General features: G+C 72.9%; 16 protein-coding genes. 6 read left to right on the forward strand and 10 right to left on the reverse strand.

Annotated features, from left to right (window positions below; all coding sequences use genetic code 11):
• Nucleotide 1: 1 nt before the first annotated feature.
• Complete coding sequence (locus LCN96_RS52185; RefSeq protein ID WP_225269820.1) at nt 2–880, reverse strand: LysR family transcriptional regulator; 879 nt, start codon at nt 878–880, stop codon at nt 2–4.
• 62 nt (nt 881–942) lie between these two features.
• On the opposite strand from LCN96_RS52185, the gene LCN96_RS52190 reads away from it, so the two are divergent.
• Nucleotides 943–1923, forward strand: a complete 981-nt coding sequence (locus tag LCN96_RS52190; protein ID WP_225269821.1) for an aldo/keto reductase — start codon at nt 943–945, stop codon at nt 1921–1923.
• Here the strand turns inward: LCN96_RS52190 and LCN96_RS52195 are convergent.
• The 5 genes from LCN96_RS52195 to LCN96_RS52220 form a co-directional block, all read right to left on the reverse strand.
• Nucleotides 1920–3110 carry a tetratricopeptide repeat protein gene (locus tag LCN96_RS52195; RefSeq protein ID WP_225269822.1) on the reverse strand — a complete coding sequence of 397 codons (1191 nt, stop codon included), beginning with the start codon at nt 3108–3110 and terminating at the stop codon, nt 1920–1922. The two genes, LCN96_RS52190 and LCN96_RS52195, sit on opposite strands and share 4 nt — an antisense overlap.
• Nucleotides 3104–4519, reverse strand: coding sequence for an ATP-binding protein (locus tag LCN96_RS52200; protein ID WP_225269823.1), 1416 nt, complete (start codon nt 4517–4519; stop codon nt 3104–3106). Before LCN96_RS52200 ends, LCN96_RS52195 begins: the two co-directional genes overlap by 7 nt.
• Before the next feature lie 76 nt (nt 4520–4595).
• A complete protein-coding gene (locus LCN96_RS52205) occupies nt 4596–5012 on the reverse strand; it encodes an SgcJ/EcaC family oxidoreductase (RefSeq protein WP_225269824.1) in 417 nt (138 codons plus the stop codon).
• 119 nt (nt 5013–5131) lie between these two features.
• Nucleotides 5132–6430, reverse strand: a complete 1299-nt coding sequence (gene ccrA, locus LCN96_RS52210) for a crotonyl-CoA carboxylase/reductase (RefSeq protein WP_225269825.1) — start codon at nt 6428–6430, stop codon at nt 5132–5134.
• Nucleotides 6427–11928, reverse strand: a complete 5502-nt coding sequence (locus tag LCN96_RS52220) for a type I polyketide synthase (protein ID WP_263657415.1) — start codon at nt 11926–11928, stop codon at nt 6427–6429. Before LCN96_RS52220 ends, ccrA begins: the two co-directional genes overlap by 4 nt.
• Nucleotides 11929–12145: 217 nt before the next feature.
• Here LCN96_RS52220 and LCN96_RS52225 point away from each other — a divergent pair, with 217 nt between their 5' ends.
• Nucleotides 12146–13243, forward strand: coding sequence for an alpha/beta hydrolase (locus LCN96_RS52225; RefSeq protein WP_225269826.1), 1098 nt, complete (start codon nt 12146–12148; stop codon nt 13241–13243).
• Here LCN96_RS52225 and LCN96_RS52230 read toward each other — a convergent pair.
• The 3 genes from LCN96_RS52230 to LCN96_RS52240 all read right to left on the reverse strand — a co-directional run bounded on the left by LCN96_RS52230 (nt 13240) and on the right by LCN96_RS52240 (nt 16943).
• Entirely contained in the window at nt 13240–14277 is a 1038-nt protein-coding gene (locus LCN96_RS52230; RefSeq protein ID WP_225269827.1) for a protein-L-isoaspartate O-methyltransferase family protein, read from the reverse strand. The genes LCN96_RS52225 and LCN96_RS52230 overlap by 4 nt on opposite strands.
• Nucleotides 14278–14292: 15 nt before the next feature.
• Nucleotides 14293–14625 (reverse strand): hypothetical protein, encoded by a 333-nt coding sequence (locus LCN96_RS52235; RefSeq protein WP_225269828.1) that lies wholly within the window; start codon nt 14623–14625, stop codon nt 14293–14295.
• Between the two features lie 194 nt (nt 14626–14819).
• Nucleotides 14820–16943, reverse strand: coding sequence for an alpha-galactosidase (locus LCN96_RS52240; protein WP_225269829.1), 2124 nt, complete (start codon nt 16941–16943; stop codon nt 14820–14822).
• Between the two features lie 156 nt (nt 16944–17099).
• Here LCN96_RS52240 and LCN96_RS52245 point away from each other — a divergent pair, with 156 nt between their 5' ends.
• Genes LCN96_RS52245 through LCN96_RS52260 form a run of 4 tightly spaced genes read left to right on the forward strand, consistent with a single transcriptional unit; the run spans nt 17100 to nt 21496 of the window.
• Nucleotides 17100–18254 (forward strand): ROK family transcriptional regulator, encoded by a 1155-nt coding sequence (locus LCN96_RS52245; RefSeq protein WP_225269830.1) that lies wholly within the window; start codon nt 17100–17102, stop codon nt 18252–18254.
• Nucleotides 18255–18283: 29 nt separating this feature from the next.
• Nucleotides 18284–19246, forward strand: a complete 963-nt coding sequence (locus tag LCN96_RS52250; protein ID WP_225269831.1) for a carbohydrate ABC transporter permease — start codon at nt 18284–18286, stop codon at nt 19244–19246.
• Nucleotides 19246–20124, forward strand: a complete 879-nt coding sequence (locus LCN96_RS52255; RefSeq protein ID WP_225269832.1) for a carbohydrate ABC transporter permease — start codon at nt 19246–19248, stop codon at nt 20122–20124. Before LCN96_RS52250 ends, LCN96_RS52255 begins: the two co-directional genes overlap by 1 nt.
• 31 nt (nt 20125–20155) lie before the next feature.
• Complete coding sequence (locus LCN96_RS52260; RefSeq protein WP_225269833.1) at nt 20156–21496, forward strand: ABC transporter substrate-binding protein; 1341 nt, start codon at nt 20156–20158, stop codon at nt 21494–21496.
• A 62-nt stretch (nt 21497–21558) separates the two neighbouring features.
• Here the strand turns inward: LCN96_RS52260 and LCN96_RS52265 are convergent, their stop codons facing one another.
• Nucleotides 21559–22857 (reverse strand): hypothetical protein, encoded by a 1299-nt coding sequence (locus tag LCN96_RS52265; RefSeq protein ID WP_225269834.1) that lies wholly within the window; start codon nt 22855–22857, stop codon nt 21559–21561.
• Nucleotides 22858–22905: the final 48 nt, after the last annotated feature.

Below are 22905 nucleotides of genomic sequence, written 5' to 3' on the forward strand. Positions count from 1 at the left end.
GTCAGACCTTAGTGGTCACCTGTCGCAAAGCGTCGATGAATGCGAGGACTTGTGGGCTCGCGTCCCCTTCGCGCCAGGCAATGGCCAGTTCCCCAGGAGGCAGCCCCGTAACCGGCCGGTAGGTCATGCCGGGCCGCTTGTAGAGCGTGGCGTTCCCCTCGGCCACCAGCACCACCCCGAGCCCGCTGATCACGGCCTCGAAGACCTCCTCCGGCGTGTTGGCCGTCACCCCGACCACCGGCTCGTCGTCACGCGCGTCGAGCCCGAGCCAGAAGTCCCGCAGCGGCCCCGCCGCCCGGGGCAGCGCGATGAACGGCTCCCGCCGCAGCGCCTCGAACGGGATCTCCGCCAGCTCCGCCAGCGGGTGATCGGCGGGCATGGCCACCCCGCGCCGCTCGGTGGCCAGCACGTACGTGCGCAGCCCGGCCGGCACCGGCAGCCAGATGAACGCCACGTCGGACGACCCGTCGGCCAGCCCGCCGCTGGGATCGTCCCAGCCCACCAGCCGCAGCGACACCTCCCACCCGGGCATGGCCGCGCGGAAGCGGCGCAGCGCCTCCTGCTGCAACCCCCTGCCCACGGCCGTCTGCAGGCCGATCACCAGCGTGCCGGTGGGCGCCGCCGCCCTGGCCTGCTCCACCCCGGCGTTCCAGCGTTCGAGCAGCTCGCGAGCGACCGGCAGCAGCACCGCGCCCTGCCGCGTGAGCACCACCCCGCTGGACACCCGATCGAAGAGCCGAAACCCGAGCTGCCGCTCCAGCACCCCGAGTTGCTTGGACAGCGCGGGCTGCGAGACGAACAGCCGCTCGGCGGCCCGCGTCACGTTCAGCTCCTCGGCCACCGCCACGAAATACCGCAACTCCCGCAGATGCACGTCCATAGCCATCGGTTATAGCAAAAGGTCTTGGACCGTGGACGGGCCCCGGCGGCAGGATCAGGGCCATGAAGACAAGGACTCTCGGCAGCCTGCAGGTCCCGGCGATCGGCTTCGGCGCCATGGTGCTCTCGCCCGGCGTGTACGGCGAGGTGGACGACACCCGGGCGGAGGCGGCGCTCAAGGCGGCGCTGGACGCGGGCGGCACCCACGTGGACACCAGCGACGCCTACGGCGCGGACGGCCACAACGAGCGCCTGGTGGGCCGGGCGATCAAGGGCCGCAGGGACGAGGTGGTGGTCGCGACCAAGTTCGGCCTGGCGATCCCGGAGGGCGAGCCGAGCCGCGCCCACCCCGTCGGGTACGCCTTCGGCGAGCTGCGCGTCAACGCCGACCCCCGCCTGGTGCGCCGCTACGCCGAGCGCAGCCTGCGCAACCTGGACACCGACGTGATCGACCTCTACTACGCCCACTACCCCGACCCCGGCGTGCCGATCGAGGAGACCGCCGACGCGATGGCCGAGCTGGTGCGCGACGGGCTGGTCAGGCACCTCGGCCTGTCCAACGTGACGGCCGCCCAGCTCAGGGCGGCGCACGCGGTGCACCCGGTGACGGCCGTGCAGAACGAGTGGTCGATGTGGCGGCCGGTGGACGCCGACCTGCTCGCGACCGCGCGCGAGCTGGGCGTCGGCATCGTGGCCTGGAGCCCGCTGGGCAACGGCTTCCTGACCGGCACGGTGCAGGCGCTCGGCGAGGGCGACTTCCGCCACAACGCGCCCCGCTTCTCCGCCGCCAACCTCGCGGGCAACAACGACCGCTACGCCCCGATCGCGACCCTGGCCGCCAACCTCGGCCTCACCCCCGCCCAGCTCGCCCTGGCCTGGCTGCTGCACCAGGACGAGCACGTGGTGGCGATCCCCGGCAGCCGCACCCCCGCGCACATCGAGGAGAACCTGGCCGCCGCCGACGTGACCCTGCACGCCGACACGCTGGCCAGGATCGACGAGGCGCTCGCCACGTTCGAGGTCAGCGGCGGGACGCTGCTCTAGACGGCCGGTGTGAGCCTGCCCCTGACCGGGGTGGCGAGCCAGACCGTGGCGATCGAGGCGTACAGGGCGAGCAGCGCCACGCCGGGTTCGGCGACGAGCACCGACACCACCACGGCGACGCCCAGCAGGCCCGCCCAGCCGTACAGGATCGCCCGGCCACGGGGCGAGCCGGTGTGGGCGGCCTCCTGCACGGGTGTGACCAGGGCCATGACCGACGCCCCCGCGACGCCGAGCGCCTCCTGGCCGAGCCCGATGCCCAGCCCGAGCAGCACCGCGCCTGCCGCCACCAGCCCCAGGCAGGCCACCGCCACCCGCGCCTCGGCCCCCTCGAACAGCAACCGGGTGGCCCTGCCGCGAGCCAGCCGCAGCATGCTCCACGCCTCGGCCACCCACGCCACCCAGTGCAGCAGCGCCAGGATCACGAACACCGCGATGACCGGCGGGATCACGGGCAGCAGGAAGATCAGCCGCCAGCCCTGCGGGAACCTGCCGCGCAGCCGCGACAGCCGCCGGTAGACAGGGTTGCGCTCCTTCAGCGCCCGCACCAGCCAATCCCTGGCCGCGCCGAACCCGGGATCGAGCCTGAGCACCTCGCGGAAGCTCTCCGCCGCCCGGCGCGGGTCGCCGAACCTCAGCTCCGCGCGCCCGTACACGAAGTGCGCGGTGGGGCTCTCCGGGTCGATCCGTACGGCGTGCGCGGCGGCGGCGCGGGCCTGCCCGGGGTCGCCGAGGTTGAGGTAGGCCAGCGAGACCAGGCTGACCAGGTCGCAGTCCTCCGGCTCGATGCTCAGGCCGCGCAGCGCCGCGTCCAGCATCGGCTGCCACTCGGCCTTCGACAGGTGCGCGCGGGCCAGGACCTCCCAGGCCGGGGCGTACTCCGGGGAGAGCTCCAGGGCCGCGCGGACGGCGGTGACGGCGTCGTCCGGGCGGCGGGCCCTGTTGTAGACCTGGGCGGCGGCGTAGTGGGGCAGCCACTGGTCGGGGGCCAGGCGTACCGACTCCTGGGCCTCCTGGACGGCCTCGTCGGCCCGCCGCTGCTCGATCAGCGCGAGCGACAGCAGGGCGTGGCCGACGGTGTGCTGCGGCTCCTGGGCCAGCAGGCCGCGCAGCTCCCGCTCGGCGTCGGCGGGGCGGCGCAGCCGCAGCAGCGTGCGCGCCCGCTCGATCGGGTCGGCGGCCGTTACCACTTCGCCTTCACCCAGGGCATCAGCTCGTCCCAGGCCCCGGAGTCGTTGGCGTGCATGACGTAGTTGCGGGCGGTGCCCATCCACTCGCGGACGGCCGTGGGCCGCACGCTCCCGGCGGCGGCCAGCAGGTCCTGCGTGGTCAGCGGGATCGGGCGGCCGGCGCTGAGCGACTGCTGCAGCTTGGCCTCCACCGCCCGGTCCACGACGCCCTTCAGGTCGGCGCCCACGAAGTGCTCGGTGGCCTGGGCCACCGCGTCGTAGTCCATCTCGGCCAGCGGCTTGTCGCGGCACAGGATGCGCAGGATGGCCGCGCGGGCCTGCTGGTCCGGCGGCGGCACGAACACCGGCTGGTCGAGCCGCCCCGGGCGGCGGAAGGCCACGTCCACGTACCACGGGGCGTTCGTGGCGGCCAGCACCAGCACGCCCTCGTTGGCGTGCTGGTCCACGCCGTCCAGCTCGGACAGGAACTGGTTGACGAGCTGGCGGCCGTGCGCGCTGCGCATGTCGGAGCGGCGGCCGGCCAGCGCGTCCACCTCGTCGAAGAACAACACGCACGGGCGGTTGCGGCGGGCCAGGTCGAACGTGGCGCGCAGGTTGCGCTCGCTGTTGCCGATGTACATGTCGAGGATGTCGGCCAGGCCCACGTTGACAAACGCCGCGCCGAGCTCGCCCGCCGCCGCCCTGGCCAGGTGGGTCTTGCCCGCGCCCGGCGGGCCGTACAGCAGGACCCCGCCGCCTGCGCGCTTGCCGAACGCGGCGAACATCTCCGGCTGCTGCATCGGCAGCAGCAGCTTGATGCGCAGCGCCTCCTTGACCGCGTCCATCCCGGCCACGTCGGCGAACGACACCCCGGACCGCTCGACCTCCGCCGTGGTGCTGTCGCCGGACAGGGGGACGGAGGGCAGGAACGGCGACGCGGCACCGGGCGGGCCGACCGGCGGCGGCTGGTTGGCGGGGCGCTGGTTGGCGGGGTGCTGGTTGGCGGGGTGCTGGCTGGCGGGGCGCGGGGCGCCCGTGATCCGTGCTTCCAGCTCCTGGTCCGCCACGGACGCGTCGCGCGAGGTGGCCTCGAAGTACCGGTAGGCGGCCCTGCTCGCGTCCCCCTCGCCGAGCAGGGCCCGGGCCGCCAGCACGCCGACGGCGGGCGGGTAGCCCGGGGTGGCCAGCAGCGGCTCCAGCACCGCCATCGCCTCCCCGAAGGCGCTCTGGCGGATGAACGCGTCCGCGAGCCCGGCGATCAGCTCCGGGTCCTGGGGCGCGAGCGCGAGCGCGGCGCGGAACTCGGCCTCGGCGTCCGCCAGGTATCCCTTGGCGAGGAGCTGCCCGGCGAGATGCCGGCGGAGGGGGAGGTTGTCCGGGGAGAGACGCGCCGCCTCGCGGAGCGCCTGAAGGCCGGCATCGTCGGGCACGTGCCGTTCCCTTCTGTCGCAGGTTCGGTCATCTCGGACTACGCAAGATACCGAAATCTCCGCTACCTGGGGTTATTCACGCCCGGATGGGGGTGGTCTGGGCGGAGGCGATCCGCCAGGCGCCGTCCTCCTCCCGCACCGCCACGTAGGTCAGCCAGCCGGACGCGGCAGGCAGGGCCGCACGCGGGTCGGCCCGCACCTCCGGGTCGCGCCCGTCGAACACCCGCTTCATCGACGTCACGATGGCCACGTCCGGCCGGACGAAGCGGATGTCCGCCACCTCCGTCCTGGTGATCACCTCGGCCAGCGGCGACGCCAGGGCCGCCCGCATCACCTCGGCCAGCGCGTCCCGGCCCGCGACCCGCCGCCCGGCGATGTTCACGACGGACGTGTCTGCGGTGTGCAGGGCCAGGAACGGGTTCGGGTCGTTCTGGTGCCGCTCGGCCTGCGCGACCAGGTCTTCGATGGCCGCGAGGGCCACGTCGTCCTCCATGATGAACCTCAGCTCTCTTAATCGGAGCGCTTTGCTCCGATAAAAGATGCTATAGACGGAGCGCTTCGCTCCGCAAGAGGTTCAGCGCGGCCGAACAGGCGCAGGCGCTCGCCGCCTGTTCAACGCGGACGGAACAGACGCAGGTGTTCCTCGCCCACCCGCTCCCGCAGCTCGTGGTCCTCGACGCCGAGCCCCTCCTCCGGGGCCAGCGCCAGCACGCCCACCTTCCCCACGTGCTGGTTGAGCTGCACCGCGCGGGCCGCCTCGGCCGCACCGGTCAGCGGGTACACCGCCGAGAGCGTCGGGTGGATCAGCCCGAGCGAGATGAGCCGGTTGACCTCGTGGCACTCCTGATAGTTCGCTCCGTGGGAGCCGATGATCCGCTTGAGCTTCATCCACAGGTGGCGGTTGTCGTACTCGTGGGCGTATCCGCTGGACGACCCGCACGTCACCACCGAGCCGCCGCGCCGGGCGACGTACACGGAGGCGCCGAACGTGTCCCGGCCCGTGTGCTCGAACACGATCGCCGGGTCCTCCCCCACCAGCCGCCTGACCTCCGCGCCCAGCCGCCGCCACGCCTTCTCGTCGCCGAGATCGTCGAACTGCGCGCGGTCGACGACGTGCGGGCAGCCCATCCTGCGCAGCAGCTCCGCCTTCTCCGGGGAGCTGACCACGCCGACCGGGATGCCGCCGCCGCGCAGCACCAGCTGCACGCCGTACCCGCCGAGGCCGCCGGTGGCGCCCCACAGCAGCACCACGTCGCCCTGCTTCATGCGCGCGCCGCGCTCGCCGACCAGCATCCGGTACGCGGTCGAGGCGCACAACATGTTGCACGCCGCCTCCTCCCACGTCAGGTGCCGGGGCTTGGGAAGCAGCTGAGTGGCCTTGACCAGGGCGAAGTCGGCCAGGCCGCCGAAGTTCGTCTCGAAGCCCCAGGCCCGCAGGTCGGCGGCGAGCATGCCGTCGTGTTGCACGACCGGGTCCTCGCCGTCCACGTACGCGGGGCTGGTCACCACCCGGTCGCCGACCCGCCAGCGGCGCACCGCCCGGCCCGTCCTGACCACCACGCCCGACGCGTCGGAGCCGAGGACGTGCGTGGGCAGGTCGTGCCTCGGGTCCGTCCGGCCGAACCGCTCCAGGAACGCGAACGTCGGGATCGGCTCGAACATCGCCGACCACACCGTGTTGTAGTTGATCGCGCTGGCCATCACCGCGATCAGCACCTCGTCCTCGGCCGGCTCCGGCATCGGCACCTGGCCGACGTGCAACGTCCTGCGTACGTCCTTGTCCTGCTCGTCCTGGTCGAAGGTGCCCACCTCGTCCTTGCGCAGGTGGGCGGCCCGGTACGTGGCGGGCACGTCCAGGCGCGACAGCTCCGCGGGCTCCGCGCCCGCCACCACCGCCTGTGCCAGCGTCATAGCAGTCCTCCCAGGTGCTCGGCGATGACCTCGACGTGCGGGGGATCGAGCAGGTCGAGGTGGTGCGCCCCGGGGATCTCGACGATCTCCAGGTTGGTGCAGTACGGCCCGAAGCCCCTGGCCGGGTCGCCCTCGTGGGCGTACCGGCTGTCGCGCACGGTCCAGGGGGTGGGCTCGGTGGACCGGTAGAGCACGACCCGGCCGTGGTACGGGGTGCCGGGGCGGTAACGCTCGATGGCCCTGGTGTCCTCGTGCGAGGTCAGCTGGTGGCGCAGCACCGCGGCGGGCAGCACCTCCGTGGCTCCCGACGCGGCCATCCTGTCCATGACCAGCGCCGTGCGCGCCGCCTCCTCCAGGTCGAGCAGGTCGGCGGGGTCCAAGTCGAGGTGCACGCCGTACGTGCTGCTCAGGTGGGCCGCGAAGTCCGCGTAACGGCGGGCCTCGATCTCGCGCCGCGCCGCCTCGGGCACCTCCTCCGGCAGGCCGGAGTCGATCATCGCCACCAGCTCGACGTGCGCCTCGCCCAGCCGGCGGGCGATCTCGAACGCCAGGATCCCGCCGAACGACCACCCGCCCAGGCGGTACTCGCCGGGGGACGTCTCCTTGATCGCCTCGGCGTAGCGGGCGGCGCGTTCGGGGATGCCGAGAGTGCCGTCCAGGCGTTCCAGGCCGTGGACGGGGATGGTTGCCGTCGTGGTCGGGCGGGCGGTCGTGGTCGGGCGGGTCGTCGTGGTCGGGCGGGTCGTCGTGGTCAGGCGGTCGGCGAGGAGTGCGTACACGCCGGTGGTACCGCCGGCGGGGTGGGCGAGGAAGAGCGGCCTGCCAGTGGTGACGGTGTTCAGCCGCCTCACCACCGACCGTCCCGCCTCCGCCTCCTCCAGCCTCCGCACCACCTCGGCCAGCTCCGCGACGGTCGTCGGGGTGTTGGTCGTGGCCGGCCCGCTGGCTGGTGGTGGGTCGACCGGCATGCCCAGCTCACGGCTCAGGAGGGTGATCGCCTCGGGGAGGACGGCCGGTGGGATGGGGGCCGTGACGGAGGGCTCGCGGCCGAGCAGGCCGGCCAGCACCCGCACCACCTGCCGCTCCGCCGCGTCCCTGGCCGCGATGGCAGGCGCCGCCGCCGACACCGGCTCCACATCGGCATGCGGCCCATGCCCGCCGGGCACACTCGGCCTCAGCTCGTCCCCCACCGCCCCCACGAGCGTGCCCACCGTCCATCCGGTGAGCATCGGCGCGGTGGGCACCGTGACGCCGAAGTCGTGCTCGATCATCCCCCGCAGCCGGGTCGCGGCCAGCGAGTCCAGCCCGAGGTCCGTGAGCACCACGTCCTCGTCCAGCCCTCCGGCGGCCACCCCGAGCACCACGGACACGCGCTCCCGCACCCCCGCCGACACGGCCTCCGGAGTGAGCGCGCCCGGATCCAGCGGGACAGCGCCCTCCGCCTCGCTCGCCACATCGGAGAAATACGGAATGCGACCAATGGCCGGAAAAATCCTGACCGCTTCCCGCACGTCCACCTTGACCACCCCGGCCGACATCCCACCCCGGATCAGCGCCTCCAGAGCCTCCAGCCCCTCCTCCGCCGTCAACGGCTCCACAGCGGGCAGCGCACCGGCGGAGGTCCCCGCCCACGCCCCCCAGGCGATGGCGATCCCCGGCAGCCCCTCCGCCCGGCGCAGCTCGCACAGCCCGTCCAGCCAGGCGTTCGCCGCAGCGTAGGCGGCCTGCCCGGGCGAGCCGAGCACGCCGGCCGCCGACGAGAACGCCACCCACCAGTCCAGCTCCACGGAGGCGGTGGCCTCGTGCAGCCGCAACCCGCCGTCCACCTTCGCGGCCCACACCCGTTCGAGACTCTGCGCATCCAGGTCGGTGACCAGCCGGTCGTCCAGCACGCCGGCCGCGTGGATCACACCGCGCAGCCGCATCCCGTCTGCGGTCGCCGCCGCCACCAGCCGCTCCGCCGTGCCGGGCAACGCCAGGTCGCCCGCCACCACCTGGACGACCCCGTCGGCGGCGGCGCCGGACCGGCTGTTCAGCACGACCCGGGTGGCACCGCGCTCGACCAGCCAGCGGGCGGCGAGCCGGCCGAGCTTGCCGGTGCCGCCGGTGATGATGTACGCGCCCGGCCCGGCGACAGGGGCCGCCCCGGTGGGTGAAGGCCGGGCGGCGGGAAGCGAGGCGCGGCGCAGGCGAGCCGCATGGCGCACCCCATCCCGCCAGGCCACCTCATCGTCCGCCGCACCGCCGCCCGCCGCACCCCCCGTCAGCTCCGTCACCAGGTCCGTAAGGTCGTCGAAGTCCACCAAGGCGGCCCGGGCCTCGGGTCGCTCCAGCGCGAGCACCCGTACCAGCCCCCGCAGCGCCGCAGGCCCCGGATCGGGACGCTCTCCCTCCAGCACGCCCTGAGCCCGCTCAGTCCCGATGACCACCCGGCACCCCCGCGCCACCAACGCGGAGACGGCCAGCATCACCCGCCGCACCCCCACCGGATCCAGCTCCCTGGCAGGCAGCACGAGCACGGACGCGGCCGTACCGACACCATCGGGAGGCACCGGGACGGCATCGAGGGGCAGGAGGGTGGAGCCGGACCCCAGGAGGGAAGGGAGGCGGGCCGCCCGCGCATCCCCCTCATCGGCCAGGACGAGCCATGCGCGGGACGCGCCCGCCCCCCGTGATGGCGCGGGAGCCCAGTGGCGTACGACCAGTGTGCCGTCCAGCCCGCGCGGCGCGGCCACCGGGGGCCCGGCCCAGTGGCGGACGTGGTGCCACGGCGAGTGCGGCACGTCCACGACGCGCCCCAAGGTGCGCGGGGTGACCACGGTGGCGGCCGTGGCGAGCTGGGCGGGGAGGTCGCCCGTCGTCAGGACGGCGCCCGGCGGCAGGGTGTCGCGCAGCGCGCCGGTGAGCACGGGATGCGGGCTCACCTCGGTGAAGAGCGAGAAGCCGTCCTCGGCGGCGGCGCGTACGGCCTGCATGAGCCGCACGGGACGCCGCACCCCCGCCGCCCAGTACGCCGCCTCGAACACCGGCACCTCCCGGGGATCCTCGAAGACCACCGAGTAGTACGGCACCAGCGGCTTGCCCCCCGCCACCCCCGCCAGCTCCGCCCTGAGCACCGGCAGCAGCGGCTTGACCTGCGGCGAGTGCCCGGCCCCCTCGGCGGTGAGCGTCCTGGCGAACAGCCCTCGCCCCGCCACCGACTCCGCGAACGCCGCCACCCGCTCCGGCTCCCCCGTCACCACGCACTGTCCCGGCGCCGCGTACACGGCCACGCGCAGGTCGTCCGGCACCTCGCGGGCGTCCAGCCCCACGACGGCCATCGCCCCGCCGCCGCCGAGCCCGCCGAGGAGCCTGGCCCGCGTGCAGATGACCTTGACGGCGTCCGGCAGCGGGAGGCCACCCGCCACCACGGCGGCGGCCACCTCGCCCATCGAGTGGCCGATCACGGCGGCCGGCTCGAAGCCGTAGGCCCGCCAGGTCTCGGCGAGGGCGAGCTGGGCCGCGAAGAGGATCGGCTGGATGGCGGCGACCCCCGTGGGGAGCGGGTCGTGGACGTCGATGCCGGCCTCGGCGGCGAGCAGCGGGGCCACGGCGTCGACGGTGCGCCTGTAGGCGGACTCGACGTCGTACAGGCTTAGGTCGGGAGGGTGCGGGCGGTAGCCGCCGAAGACCCACACGGGCCCGGCGCCGCCCGTCGCCCGTGCGGGCCGTACGTCGCGCAGGCGCCGGGCCAGCTCCTCGGCGTCGCCTGCCACCACGGCGGCGGCCACCTTGCCGCGGCCGGCGCGGCGGGCCAGGGTGTGGGCGACGTCCCGCAGGTCGCTTCCAGGGCGCCAGGCGGCCAGGGCGCGGGCGTGGTCGCGGACCCTGGCCTCGGTGGTGTCGGTGAGCAGGAAGACGTGCTTGGCCGTGGCCCCGCGCGGGCTGCCGCCGTTCGCGCGAGAAGCCGAGGAGCCGCCGTGCATGTCAGGGGCCGCGGATGCGGGCTCACCGCTGGCGGCGCCGTACGCGTCCAGCGCGACGTGCGCGTCCAGCGCGACGTGCGCGTCCAGCGCGACGTGCGCGTTCGTCCCCCCGAACCCGAACGCCGACACCCCGGCCCTGGCATCGCGCCGAGGCCAGGCGGTCGGCGAGGTGACGACTCGCAGGGAGTCCCACGGGATGTGCGGGTTCGGTCGGCGGAAGTGCAGGCTGGGCGGGATGACGCCGTGGTGCAGGGCGAGCACGGTCTTGATGAGCCCCGCGACCCCGGCGGCGGCCTCCAGGTGGCCGAGGTTGGTCTTGGCGGAGCCGAGCAGCACGGGCGTGCGGATGGCGGCGGCGATGGCGCGGGCCTCGATCGGGTCCCCCAGGAACGTGCCCGTCCCGTGCGCCTCGATGTAGTCGGGGCCGCGGTCCCCGTACACCTGCCGCAGCAGCTCCTCCTGCGCCTCCGGGTTGGGCGCGACCAGGCCGTGGGAGCGGCCGTCCTGGTTGACGGCGGTGGCGCCGACCAGCGCGAGCACGCGGTCCCCGTCGCGGATGGCGTCCGGCAGCCGCTTGAGCACCACCACCCCGCACCCCTCGGCCCGCACCATCCCGTCGGCCGAGGCGTCGAACGCCTTGCACCGCCCGTCGGGGGCCGTGCCGCCGCCCCGGTCGAAGGCGAGGGTGATGACGGGGGACAGCAGCAGGTTCACGCCGGCGGCCAGCGCCAGGTCGCACTCGCCCGCGCGCAGGCTGGAGACCGCCAGGTGGGTGGCGACCAGGGAGGAGGAGCAGGCCGTGTCCACGGCCATGGACGGGCCGCGCAGGTCGAGCAGGTAGGACAGGCGGTTGGCGCCCATGCCGAGCGCGGCGCCGGTGGCCGTCCAGGCGTCCACGGAGGCAAGGTTCAGGGTGGTCAGGTACGCGTACTCGTTGCCGGAGATGCCGGTCCACACCCCGGTGCGGGTGCCGGCCAGCGACCTGGGCGCGATGCCGCCGTGTTCGAGCGCCTCCCAGGCGGTCTCCAGGAGCAGCCGCTGCTGCGGGTCCATGGCCGCCGCCTCACCCGGCGCGATCCCGAAGAACTCCGCGTCGAACCCGGCCACGTCGTCCAGGAACCCGCCGTGCCGGGTGGCGTCCACCTTCGCCCCGAACGCCTCCCACCGCCCCGCGGGCACCTCGCCGACCGCGTCGCGCCCTTCGACGAGCAGCTCCCAGTACGCCCGCGGCCCGTGCGCGCCGGGGAAGCGGCAGCCGACGCCGACCACGGCGACGGGCTCACCGGCGGGGCGCACGGCGCGTACGGCAGGCTCGGGGGCGGACAGCGCGCGGGCCAGGCGGTTCACGGTGGGGTGCTCCCACAGCAGCGTCGGGCTCAGCTCCCGGCCCAGCAGCTCGCCGAGCCCGGCCGCCACGGCCACCGACTCCCGCGAGGAGAGCCCGTACTCGCCCAGGGGGCGGTCGGGGTCCACGTGCTCGCCGAGCCGCTCGACGAGGAAGCGGCGGATCTCACCTTCGCCGGGTACGTCCATCAGCGCTCCCATGCATCTGGGGTGATCGGCCAAGATACCCACGGGCCCGGGGCGAGGGTCAGGCCCGGACGGAACATTCCTCGGCCGCGTTTTGTCACGCCGGTGATGATTTATCCGGCGGGGCGGAACGAGCGGCGGATTTTCGTACGGACGCTCATAGCCCCGCCACCGCCGCACCGCCTACCCTCGCCTGCACTCCCGGCGAAGGAGCATGACCATGACCTCACGCACGCGGTCCGCACGCACGCGCCCGGCCATGCGCCGCCTGCTGGTCGTGGCGGCGGTGCCGCTGCTCGTCCTGTCCGCGCCCGGCGTCGCCGCCGCCCGCGCCGACCCGGACTGGTCACTGGTCCCGGAAGGCGGCGAGCCCACCGCGCAGCCGACCCGGCCAGCTCGTGACACCGGCTACCTGCCCTGGCAGAAGGCGCTGCCCGGCCAGGCCCGCGTGGTGCGCGAGCGCCGCCTCGACGCCCGCACCCTGGACGTGCTCATCTCCTCCCCGTCGGTCGGCCGCATGCTGCCCGTGCGCCTGCTCCTCCCTCAGGGCTGGTCGAAGAGCGCGAGGCGGACGTGGCCGGTGCTGTACCTGCTGCACGGCGGCGCGGACGACTACACCTCGTGGACCCGCATGACCGACCTGGCCACCTACACCGCCGACCTGGACGCCATCGTCGTCATGCCGGAGGCGGGCCGCGCGGGCAACTACACGGACTGGCACAACGGCGGCAGGGGCGGGCCGCCCGCGTGGGCCACCTTCCACACCTACGAGGTGCGCAGGCTGCTGGAGATCGGCTACCGCGCCGGCACCCGCCGCGCGATCGCCGGCCTGTCGATGGGCGCGTACGGCGCCGTCAAGTACGCCGCGCGCTACCGGGGCATGTTCCGCTTCGCCGGCGCCTACAGCGGCATCCTGGCCACCCGCCTGCCCGGCATCCCGGCGGTCATCATGAACGCCCAGGCCAGCGAGAAGCAGGACCCCCTGGCCCTGTGGGGCGACCCGCGGCGCGACAAGCGGGTGTGGGCCGCCAACGACCCTCTCGCGCTGGCCGCCGGCCTCAGGGGCGTCAGCCTCTACCTCTCCAGCGGCACCAACAGCTTCAACGGCCCGCTCGACCCGCCGGGCTCGCCGTGGCACCCGGCCCACCTGGGGGAGCCGATCTCGGCGTACACGGGCAAGGCGCTGAGCGAGCGGCTCAAGCGGCTGGGCATCCCGCACAAGCTCCACCTGTACGGCAACGGCACGCACACGTGGCCGTACTGGATCAGGGAGTTCAAGAGCTCGTACCCGATGATCCGCAAGGCGCTCGGCGCCTAGCGCGGCGGCACGACCGCCCGCACGTCCCACCCGGAGCCGCGCCGGTGCAGGCGTGGGGTCAGGCCGGACATGCCGGGCTGCCCGTGCTCGCGCCACTCGCGCGTCCACGCGCCGAGCCGGTCGAGGGCGGCGGGGGTGCCCGCCAGGAAGAGGTCGCCGGAGGGGCAGAGCAGGGCCACGCCGCCCGGCTCCGAGCAGCCGACGCCCCAGCCGTGGGCGCCGAGGGAGGCGGTGGTGAGGCCGTCGGGGCGGGCGGCCATGAGGTAGGCGTGCAGGTCCACGGCGCCCGGCCAGCCGGCGCCGCCGCGCCCGTCGGTGATCATCAGTTCGAGCAGGCGCATGCCGACGACGGGCTCGTGGGCGCGCAGCCACTCGGCGGCCACCCACCACATGCGGCCCGCCGCGTCGCGGGTCAGCGCGTCCACGCCGTAGGAGGGCACCGGCCACTGGTCCTGCGGCTCGGGCCTGGCCTCGGCGAAGCCGCCGGGCATCAGCAGGTCGGCGGTGAGCTGGTCGGGGGTGGCGCCCCGGCGCAGGCGGGCCACGCCCATGGCGCGGGCCAGCGGGGCCAGGTGCACCGGGCTGACGAGCACCGCCCCCGGCACCGCCTGCCGCACCCAGACGTCCGGGATCCGGACGGGCGCGACCCAGGCGATCACCCGGTCGTAGCGCGAGTCCGGAGCCCAGCGCGTGCCGTCGCCCGTCACCAGCCGCACGTTGCCGCAGCCGTCGTCGGCCAGCAGGCGGGCGGCCCGGCGGGACAGCCGGGCCTCGATGTCGATGGAGGTGACCTGCCCGCCGGGCCCCACCAGCCGCGACAGCACGGCGGCGGAGAACCCGGACCCGGTGCCGACCTCCAGCACCCGGTGCCCCGGCCCGACCTCCAGCCGCTCCAGCATGCCGGCGACGACGGCCGGGTCGGGCAGGTGCGGCATGCGCGCGCCACCGGGCAGGACGGTGTAGGCGGTGCCGTCCACGCTGGCCAGGGCGCGTCGCACGGCCTCGCCGGCGATCGCGTCCCCAGCCTGCGTCATACCGGACATCGCCTCCTATGGAACGTCGAAGGTCTTGCGGTTGCCGGCCCCGATGACCTCGATCCCCTTGGTGCCGAGGATGCCGTCGAGCGGCAGCGCCACCGTGTACGGCGCCGTCGCGGGCAGGCCGATGCCCGGCAGCGTCCCGACGACCTCGATGCCCCAGTACTCCGGCTGCTTGACGTAGACCAGCGGGGAGAGCGTGACGGTCATGTTCAGGTACGGCTTCGTACCGCTGACGATGAGGATGAACGAGCGGGGCACGATGCCCGGCACGACCCGCGCCTCCTCGAAGTCGATCACCCGCACGGACGACGGGGCGGGCAGTTCCGTGAAGTTCTCGGCCATGGTGAAGCCCCCTTCGCTACCGGTGATACCCCCACGCGGGCCACCACCGACACGATCGCGGCCGGTGACCCGTCCATGGCTCAAACTCTCACGGCCCGCCCGAGCGACGACAGGGCCAGTGGGCACCCCCACGAGACCCTAACGGCCAGGACATGCCGTGGCCGGGGCCACAGGCCGGGCGTGCGGTGGCCGGGCTACAGCTTCCGCAGCACCACCAGCTCGCTGCGGTGGTCGGCGCCGATCGGCTCCCACGCGGCGGGCCTGATGCCGGCGCCCATGAGGGTGCCGCCGTGCCAGCGGGAGCCGTCGGCCTCCAGCTCGTACAGCGCCTCGGGGTCGAGGCCGGTCAGCCGGAGCGTGCGCGGCCCGCGCTTGGCGTTGCCGAGCGGGTTGTAGACGAGCACCACGACCTGGTCGTCCAGCACGTACTGCACGGCGGAGCGCTCCTGTCCCGGCGTGCCCGCCAGGCGGTACTGCGCGCCGTGCTGCACGGTCCTGCGGACCCGCTTGTACTGGGCGATCAGCTCGGCCGCCGTCTCCAGCTCGCCGTCGGACCACTCCGACAGGTTCCCGCCGATGCCCAGCACGCCCGCCATCGCCACGTGGAAGCGGTAGCGCAGCGGCATCTCGCGGCGGGTGGTCGGGTTGGGCGAGTCGGTGACCCAGGCGGACATCGTGCCGGCCGGGTAGAGCTGGGAGAACCCGTGCTGGACGGTCTGCCGGTCGCGGGCGTCGGTGTTGTCGGAGGGCCAGACCTCGTCGGTGTGGCGCAGGATCCCGAGGTCGATCCGGCCGCCGCCGCCCGCGCACGACTCGATGCGCAGGCCGGGATGCCGCTCCCGCAGCGCCGCCATCACCTGGTAGACGCCGCGGGTGTGCTCGATCCAGACCCGGTCCTGGCCGTCGCTCCGCTCCGGCCAGCCCGCCTGGGTGAACGGGCGGTTCATGTCCCACTTGAGGTAGTCGAGGCGCAGCTCGGTGACCAGCCCGTCGAGCCAGCCGAGCGCCCACGCGCGTACGTCGTCGCGGGCGAAGTTGAGCACGAGCTGGCCGCGCTTCTCGTCGCGGCGGCGGTGCTCCATGTGCAGCGCCCAGTCGGGATGCGCGCGATACAGCTCGCTCTCCTTGCTCAGCCCCTCCGGCTCCACCCACAGCCCGACCCGCAGGCCGAGGTCGCGGATGCCGTCGAGCATGCCGCGCAGCCCGTCGGGGAAGCGCTCGCGGTGCGGGAACCAGTCGCCCAGCGAGGTGGTGTCGTCGTCGCGGCGGCCGAACCAGCCGTCGTCGATGACGAACAGCTCGACACCGATCGAGGCCGCGGTCTTGGCCAGCGCGAGCTGCTGCGCCTCGGTGACGGCGAACGCCGTGGCCTCCCATGAGTTGTACAGCACCGGCCGCTCCTCGGCGGGGGTCGGCAGCACGTGCCCGCGCGCGTACGCGTGCCAGGCCCTGCTGGCCCCGCCGAACCCGCCGGTGCTGTAGAGCCCCAGCGCGGACGGCGTGACCAGCTCCTCGCCCGGCGTGAGCGTCCAGCGCAGGCCGTCGTGGCCGAAGCCGCCGGAGACGCAGGCGCCGCCCTCCGGCCGCTGCGTGGTGGTCAGGCGCCAGCTCCCGCTCCAGGCCAGGGTGACGCCCCAGACCTCGCCGTGCTCCTCGGTCGCCGCGCCCGCGTCGATCATCACCCACGGGTTCGCCACGTGGCTGGTGATGCCCTGGCGGCTGGTGAAGACCAGCTCGCCGACCGGCAGCGGGCCGCGCTGGAGCTGCGACTCCTCGGCCCAGGCGCCGAAGACGCCGCTGTAGCGGTAGGCGGGGGCGTCGGGCACGAACCAGTTGCCGGAGTCCAGGCGGGTGACGGCGACCTCGGTGCCGGCCCTGACGGTCGTCCAGCGCTCGATGACGTCGGTGTCGTCGCGGACGCGCAGCGACAGCACGACCTCGAACGGGTGGTGGGCGTCGGCCAGCAGCACGTCGAGCCGTTCGGCGCCGCCGCCCTCCTCGTGCCGCTCCGCCCCGGCCAAGCGCAGCTCGACCGAGCGCGTGTCGCCGAACGCGACCTGCAGCGACGGCGAGCCCCACCGCTTGCCGCCGTCCACCGGCAGCAGCTCCTCGATCTCGGCGGGTGTGGAGAAGCTGGACACGTGCCGCCGGGGCAGGCCGGTGACCTGCCGCGCGGCCTCGGCGGTCAGCCGCGGGCCCCAGTACGTCTGGCGCGGCGCGGCCTCCCCGGTGTCCGGGTCGATGTCCACGCCCATGACGTACGTGGAGGCGGGCGTGGTCAGTGCCCAATGGTGGTCGTCGAGCGGGATTACGGGCATCGGCGTCCCCCGAGCTGCGTGGATCGTTCAGGCGGCTGGAGACTAACCCGCCTTAATGCACCAGGTCAATGAAAGCCAGCACGCCATGCGGAGAAGTTGTGACCCACACCACGGCTTTACTTGACAGAATGAATAAATAGCCTCAAGCATGTCCCCGTGTTCTCACACACCGCCACGGACCCTGTGCGGCTGACCGACGCCATGCGTTCCGTGTTCGTCGAGCTGCTCGTGCACGGCCCCCTGTCGAGGGCGGAGGTGGCGCGGCGGCTGGCCCTGTCGCCGTCCGCCCTGACCAAGCTGACCAGGCCGCTCATCGAGGCGGGCTACCTGCTGGAGGCGAGCGGCGAGGAGGGCCCGGTTACCGTCGGGCGGCCCTCGCAGCCGCTGCAGGTGGACGCCTCGCGCATGTCGTTCGTCGGGATCAAGCTCACCGAGGACGAGCTCTTCGCGGTACGCACCGACCTGGCGGCCACCGTCCAGGGCGAGACGTCCAGGCCGCTCGCGGACCACGACATCGACCACGTGCTCGGCCAGATCGCCGAGGTGGTCGGGGAGCTGACCGTGCCGGAGCGGCCCCTGTCGGCCGTCGGCATCAGCCTGGCCGGCACCGCCACGCCCAGCGACCCGGTCGTGCACACCTCGCCGTTCCTCGGCTGGAGCCAGCTACCGCTGGCCGAGCTGGTCGAGCGGGCCGTGCACGTGCCGACCGTGCTGGACAACGACGTGCGGGCGCTGACGGCCGTGCAGCAGTGGTTCGGCGAAGGTGTCGGGCACTCGTCGTTCGCGCTGGTGACGGTCGGCGCCGGGATCGGCTGCGGGCTCGTCGTCGGCGACCGGCTGGTCACCGGGCAGTCGGGCGCCACCGGGCTGGTGGGGCACCTGCAGATCGACGACCGCGGCCCCCTGTGTGAGCGCGGCCACCGCGGCTGCGCCCGCGCCTACGCCTCCTCCCCCTCCATCCGCCGCTCGATCGCCGTCACGATCGACCGGCCCGAGCTCACCTTCGACGACTGCCTCGCGCTGGCGGCCGGCGGCCACCCCGTCGCCCGCCGCGTCTTCGACGAGGCCGGCGCCGCCCTCGGCCAGATCGTCGCCACCGTCGCCAACCTCACCGGGCCCGAGCTCGTCGTCCTGTCCGGCGAGTCGGTCCACATGTACGACGTGTGCGCGGGGGCGTTCCACACCGCCCTCGCCGCCCACACCCACTGGACGACCGCCCCCGTACGGGTCGTCGTCAAGCCCTTCGCCTTCAACGAGTGGGCCAGGGGAGCGGCTGTCACCGCTCTCCAGCATCTGCTGTTGCACCGCTGATCAACCGCCGGCGGGCACTAGGAGGTCGTATGACCAGTGATACCGTCCGCGCCGCCCCCCGCACCCCGTCCGGACCGGTGCCGGGGACAGTGCACCCCACCCCCCGTCCCCCGCTCCTGCGCCGGCTCGGTGACCTGCCCGTCGCCGTCCTGTTCGTGCTGCCCGCCGCCGTCGGCTTCGCGCTCTTCTACCTCTGGCCCGCGATCCGCGGCGCGTACCTCAGCCTGACCAGGTACAACGTCCTCACGCCGGCGCGCTTCATCGGGCTGGAGAACTACGAGAAGCTGTTCGGCGACCGCCTGTTCTGGAACGCGCTGAAGGTCACCGCCGAGTACGTGGTGCTCAACATCGTCTCCCAGACGGTGATCTCCATGCTGCTGGCCGTCCTGCTGTACCGGCTGACGAAATCCATGCTGGTCCGCGGGATCGTGCTGCTGCCCTACCTCGTCGCCAACGTGATCGTGGCCCTGGTCTGGTTCTGGATGCTGGACTTCCAGCTCGGCGTGGTCAACAACATCATCGAGTGGCTGGGCTTCGACCGGGTCGCGTTCTTCGGCTCCGACCTGGCCATCCCGACCATCGCGGGGATCAACACCTGGCGGCACATGGGCTACACCGCGCTGCTCATCTTCGCCGGGCTGCAGATGATCCCGCCCAGCGTGTACGAGGCCGCCGCCATCGACGGGGCCTCGGAGTGGCGCACGTTCTGGCGGGTCACGCTGCCGCTGCTGCGGCCGGTGATGGCGCTGGTCATGGTGCTGAGCGTGATCGGCTCCTTCCAGGTCTTCGACACGATCGCGGTCACCACGGCCGGCGGGCCGATCAACGCCACCAGGGTCATCTACTTCTACATCTACGACCTGGCGTTCAACCGGTTCAACTTCGGTTACGCCGCGGCGCTGTCGTCCGTGCTGTTCGTGCTGCTCGCCGGGATCGCGTACCTGCAGCTGCGCCTGTCCCGCGCCGGCGAGTCCGATCTGAGGGGGGCGTGATGGCCGGGATCCGCTGGGGCCGGGTGGCCGGCTGGGCCGTGCTCGTGGTGGTCATGCTGGTGACGCTGTTCCCGTTCTACTGGATGTTGCGTACGTCCTTCTCCAACACCCGCGCGCTGGCCGCGGGGGCCGCCGACCTGCTGCCCGTGGACTTCACGCTCGGCGCCTACCGCCGGGTGCTCGGCCTGTCGAGCACCGCCGAGGCGGTGGCGGAGGGCGGGTCGAGCGGCACCGTGAACTTCTGGCTCTACCTGCGCAACTCGATCGTCGTCGCCACGGTCACCACGGCCGGGCAGGTCTTCTTCGGCGCGCTGGCCGCCTACGCCTTCGCACGGCTGCGCTGGCCCGGCAGGAACGCCGTCTTCACGCTCTTCGTCACCGCGCTCATGGTGCCGCCGATCTTCACCACGCTGCCCAACTTCGTGCTGATCAAGGAGCTGGGGCTGCTCAACACCTTCCTCGGGATCGTGCTGCCGCACCTGCTCATGACGCCGTTCGCGGTGTTCTTCCTGCGGCAGTTCTTCCTCGGCATCAACGCCGGTGTGGAGGAGGCCGCCCGCATCGACGGGGCCGGGCACGTGCGCACGTTCTTCCGCATCGTGCTGCCGATGAGCCGCGGGCCCATCGCCACGCTGGCCATCCTCACCTACATCACGAGCTGGAACGACTACTTCTGGCCGCTGCTGGTCGGCAAGGCGGAGAACGTCCGGGTGCTCACGGTGGCGCTGGGCATCTTCCGCTCCCAGACGCCCCAGGGCAGCCCCGACTGGGCCGGCCTGATGGCCGCCACCCTCTTCGCCGCGTTGCCGATCATGGTGCTGTTCGCCGTGCTAGGCCGCCGCGTCATCGACTCCATCGGCTACACCGGCGTCAAGTGACCGCCGCCCCCCACCACGGAAGGTTGTTGTGATGAAGCGTTGTCTTGCTGTCGCGGGCGCGGCGGTGCTGCTGCTGGCCGGATGCGGCGCGCAGGAGGAGCCGCAGGCCGCCGACGGGCCCGTCACCATCGACTACTGGCTCTGGGACACCGCCCAGCAACCCCAGTACCAGGCGTGCGCCGACGCCTTCCACAAGGCGAACCCGAACTACACCGTCAAGATCACCCAGTACGGCTGGGACGACTACTGGAACACGCTGACCACCGCCTTCGTCTCCGGCACCGCCCCCGACGTCTTCGTCGGCCACCTGTCGCGCTACCCCGAGCTGGCCGCCCAGAGCCAGATCATGCCCATCGACGACCAGGTCACCAAGGACAAGGTGGACCTGTCGATCTACCAGGACGGCCTGGCCGACCTGTGGGTGGCCAAGGACGGCAAGCGGTACGGGCTGCCGAAGGACTTCGACACCGTGGCGGTGATCTACAACACCGAGAAGCTGAAGGACGCCGGCATCAAGCCCGAGGAGATGGCCGAGCTGAAGTGGAACCCGCAGGACGGGGGCACGTACGAGAAGGTCATCGCCCGCCTCACCGTCGACAAGAACGGCAAGCGCGGCGACGAGCCCGGCTTCGACAAGAAGAACGTGGCCGTCTACGGCCTCGGCCTGGCCGGCAGCGGCGCCGGCTTCGGGCAGACCGAGTGGAGCCAGTACACGATGAGCAACGGCTGGCAGTACGGCGACAAGAACCCGTGGCCCACGAAGTTCAACTACGCCGACCCCACGTTCAAGGAGACCATCAAGTGGTTCATCTCGCTCATCGACAAGGGGTACATGCCCACCATGGACATCGCCAGCTCCGGGGTCGGGCAGATCGACGCGTACGGGGCGGGCAAGTACGCGATGGTCACCGAGGGAAGCTGGAACACCAAGACGTACTGGAACCTGAAGGACGTCAAGTCGGCCCTCGCCCCGACCCCGATCGGCCCCACCGGTAAGCGGGCCAGCCTCTTCAACGGCCTGGCCGACAACATCTCCGCCACCACCGACAACCCGGACGCGGCGTGGGCGTGGGTCAAGTTCCTCGGCTCGCCGGCCTGCCAGGAGGAGATCGTGGCCAAGGAGGCGATCGTGTTCCCGGCGATCAAGACGGCCACGGTGAAGGCGCAGCAGGCGTTCAAGGACGCCGGGATCGACGTCGAGCCGTTCACCATGCACGTCGAGCAGGGCACCACGCACCTGGCGCCGATCGCCGAGCACTGGGCCGACATCACCGCGACGATGACGGAGACGATGGACGCGATCTTCTCCTTCAAGGCCGACGTCAACAGCCTCGACCAGGCCAACGCCACCGTGAACGGCTACTTCGGCTGACAAGGAGAAGGGCCGGGTGCCGCCATGCTGGCGGCGCCCGGCCCTTCTCGTCGTCTCGGGGCTCAGGAGGTGTGCAGGTACACCTGGCCGAACACCTCCGAGAGCTTCTGCAGGTCCGTGGCCGGGTCCACCTCGGGGTTGGCCGGGTCGTAGATGGTGGCCAGGCGCGGCTTGATCGTGTCGAGCTTCTTGAGCTGCTCCCACGTGGCGTTGGCGGCCCACTTCTCGCCGTACATCCGGTTGATCTGGCCCTGCTCGTTCTGCCAGCGGGACCACAGCGTGACGGTCTCGGCGGCGTCGCTGCGCAGCGGCGCGGCGATGCGCTCGGCGATCGCCTTGGTGATCTGCTCCTCGGTGAGGGCGGAGCTGCCGGCGGCGGTGAAGGAGGCGTCCTCGGTGGCGATCTGCGCGTAGGCGTCCCAGGCGCGGCCCTGGACCTGGGCCCACTGATTGCGCTGGGCGGCGGTGGCGTCGATCTTCCAGGTGGCGTACGCGGTGGCCAGGTGGCCGCTGTCGAGGGCGAGCTGGTCGAGGTAACCCTTGCTCAGCCAGGCGCCGATGCGCTCGGGGTCGAGCAGCGGGTACTTCTTGGTCATCTCAGCGGTGCAGGTCTGGTCCGTGCCGCAGCCGAACACCGGCACCACCGTGTGCGCGGCGAGCTTCTTGCCGGGCAGCAGGGTGCGCAGCGCGGTCGCCGTCTCGGAGACGAACTTGTCCAGCTCGTCCGCCGTGGTGAAGGTCTGGTTGTAGCCGAGCTGCGAGGTGAACCTGACCCCCACGACGCCGGGCTGCGTGGCGACCAGCGCGGCGATCCTCTTGGCGGCCTCGGTCAGCTTGCCGGCCTTGTAGTCGTCGGCCAGCTCGGTCTCGATCCAGACCCGCATGGTGGTCTGGGTCTGCGCCATGGCCTGCGTGGCCTGGCCTGCCGGGGTCTCCTGGGCGGCGGTCTTCTCGGCCTCGGTGATCGTGTTCGGGTCGACGTAGCACTGCTCGCCGTTCTGGCACTCCGGCGTGCCGCCGTCCTCGGCGCCCGGCACGTCGGGCCCGTCGACGTCGTGCAGCTGACCGTCACCCTCGGAGTCGGTCGGGCAGGAGTTGCCCTCCTCGCTGCAGTCGATCATGATCGGAGGGATCGGCGCGGCGTCCTCCATGTTCTGGCCGTCGTTGCCGAGCCAGAACATCGCCGTCTCCAGGGCCTCTTCCGGCGTGTTCAGCCAGGTGCAGACCACGTACGACGGGGTGCCGGCGGGCAGGTCGCTGTTGCAGTTCCTGTCGCCGTCCTCGGAATAGGCCGGAACCCCGATGCCGAGCAGCGAAAGGGTGAGACCGATGATGAAGACCTGCCGTAGCCGCCGTCTCATGGCACCTAACTTCCAGGGGGTGATCGTGGGCATATGAACAATATCCGG

This window comes from Nonomuraea gerenzanensis (genome assembly GCF_020215645.1).
Taxonomy (GTDB): Bacteria; Actinomycetota; Actinomycetes; order Streptosporangiales; family Streptosporangiaceae; genus Nonomuraea; species Nonomuraea gerenzanensis.

Excerpts from the sequence above, each read along its gene's own strand:
- LCN96_RS52185 (WP_225269820.1), bottom strand. The coding sequence starts at position 880 with ATGGACGTGCATCTGCGGGAGTTGCGGTATTTCGTGGCGGTGGCCGAG.
- LCN96_RS52190 (WP_225269821.1), top strand. The coding sequence starts at position 943 with ATGAAGACAAGGACTCTCGGCAGCCTGCAGGTCCCGGCGATCGGCTTC.
- LCN96_RS52205 (WP_225269824.1), bottom strand. The coding sequence starts at position 5,012 with ATGGAGGACGACGTGGCCCTCGCGGCCATCGAAGACCTGGTCGCGCAG.
- ccrA (WP_225269825.1), bottom strand. The coding sequence starts at position 6,430 with ATGACGCTGGCACAGGCGGTGGTGGCGGGCGCGGAGCCCGCGGAGCTG.
- LCN96_RS52220 (WP_263657415.1), bottom strand. The coding sequence starts at position 11,928 with ATGGACGTACCCGGCGAAGGTGAGATCCGCCGCTTCCTCGTCGAGCGG.
- LCN96_RS52225 (WP_225269826.1), top strand. The coding sequence starts at position 12,146 with ATGACCTCACGCACGCGGTCCGCACGCACGCGCCCGGCCATGCGCCGC.
- LCN96_RS52230 (WP_225269827.1), bottom strand. The coding sequence starts at position 14,277 with ATGACGCAGGCTGGGGACGCGATCGCCGGCGAGGCCGTGCGACGCGCC.
- LCN96_RS52235 (WP_225269828.1), bottom strand. The coding sequence starts at position 14,625 with ATGGCCGAGAACTTCACGGAACTGCCCGCCCCGTCGTCCGTGCGGGTG.
- LCN96_RS52240 (WP_225269829.1), bottom strand. The coding sequence starts at position 16,943 with ATGCCCGTAATCCCGCTCGACGACCACCATTGGGCACTGACCACGCCC.
- LCN96_RS52250 (WP_225269831.1), top strand. The coding sequence starts at position 18,284 with ATGACCAGTGATACCGTCCGCGCCGCCCCCCGCACCCCGTCCGGACCG.
- LCN96_RS52255 (WP_225269832.1), top strand. The coding sequence starts at position 19,246 with ATGGCCGGGATCCGCTGGGGCCGGGTGGCCGGCTGGGCCGTGCTCGTG.
- LCN96_RS52260 (WP_225269833.1), top strand. The coding sequence starts at position 20,156 with ATGAAGCGTTGTCTTGCTGTCGCGGGCGCGGCGGTGCTGCTGCTGGCC.
- LCN96_RS52265 (WP_225269834.1), bottom strand. The coding sequence starts at position 22,857 with ATGAGACGGCGGCTACGGCAGGTCTTCATCATCGGTCTCACCCTTTCG.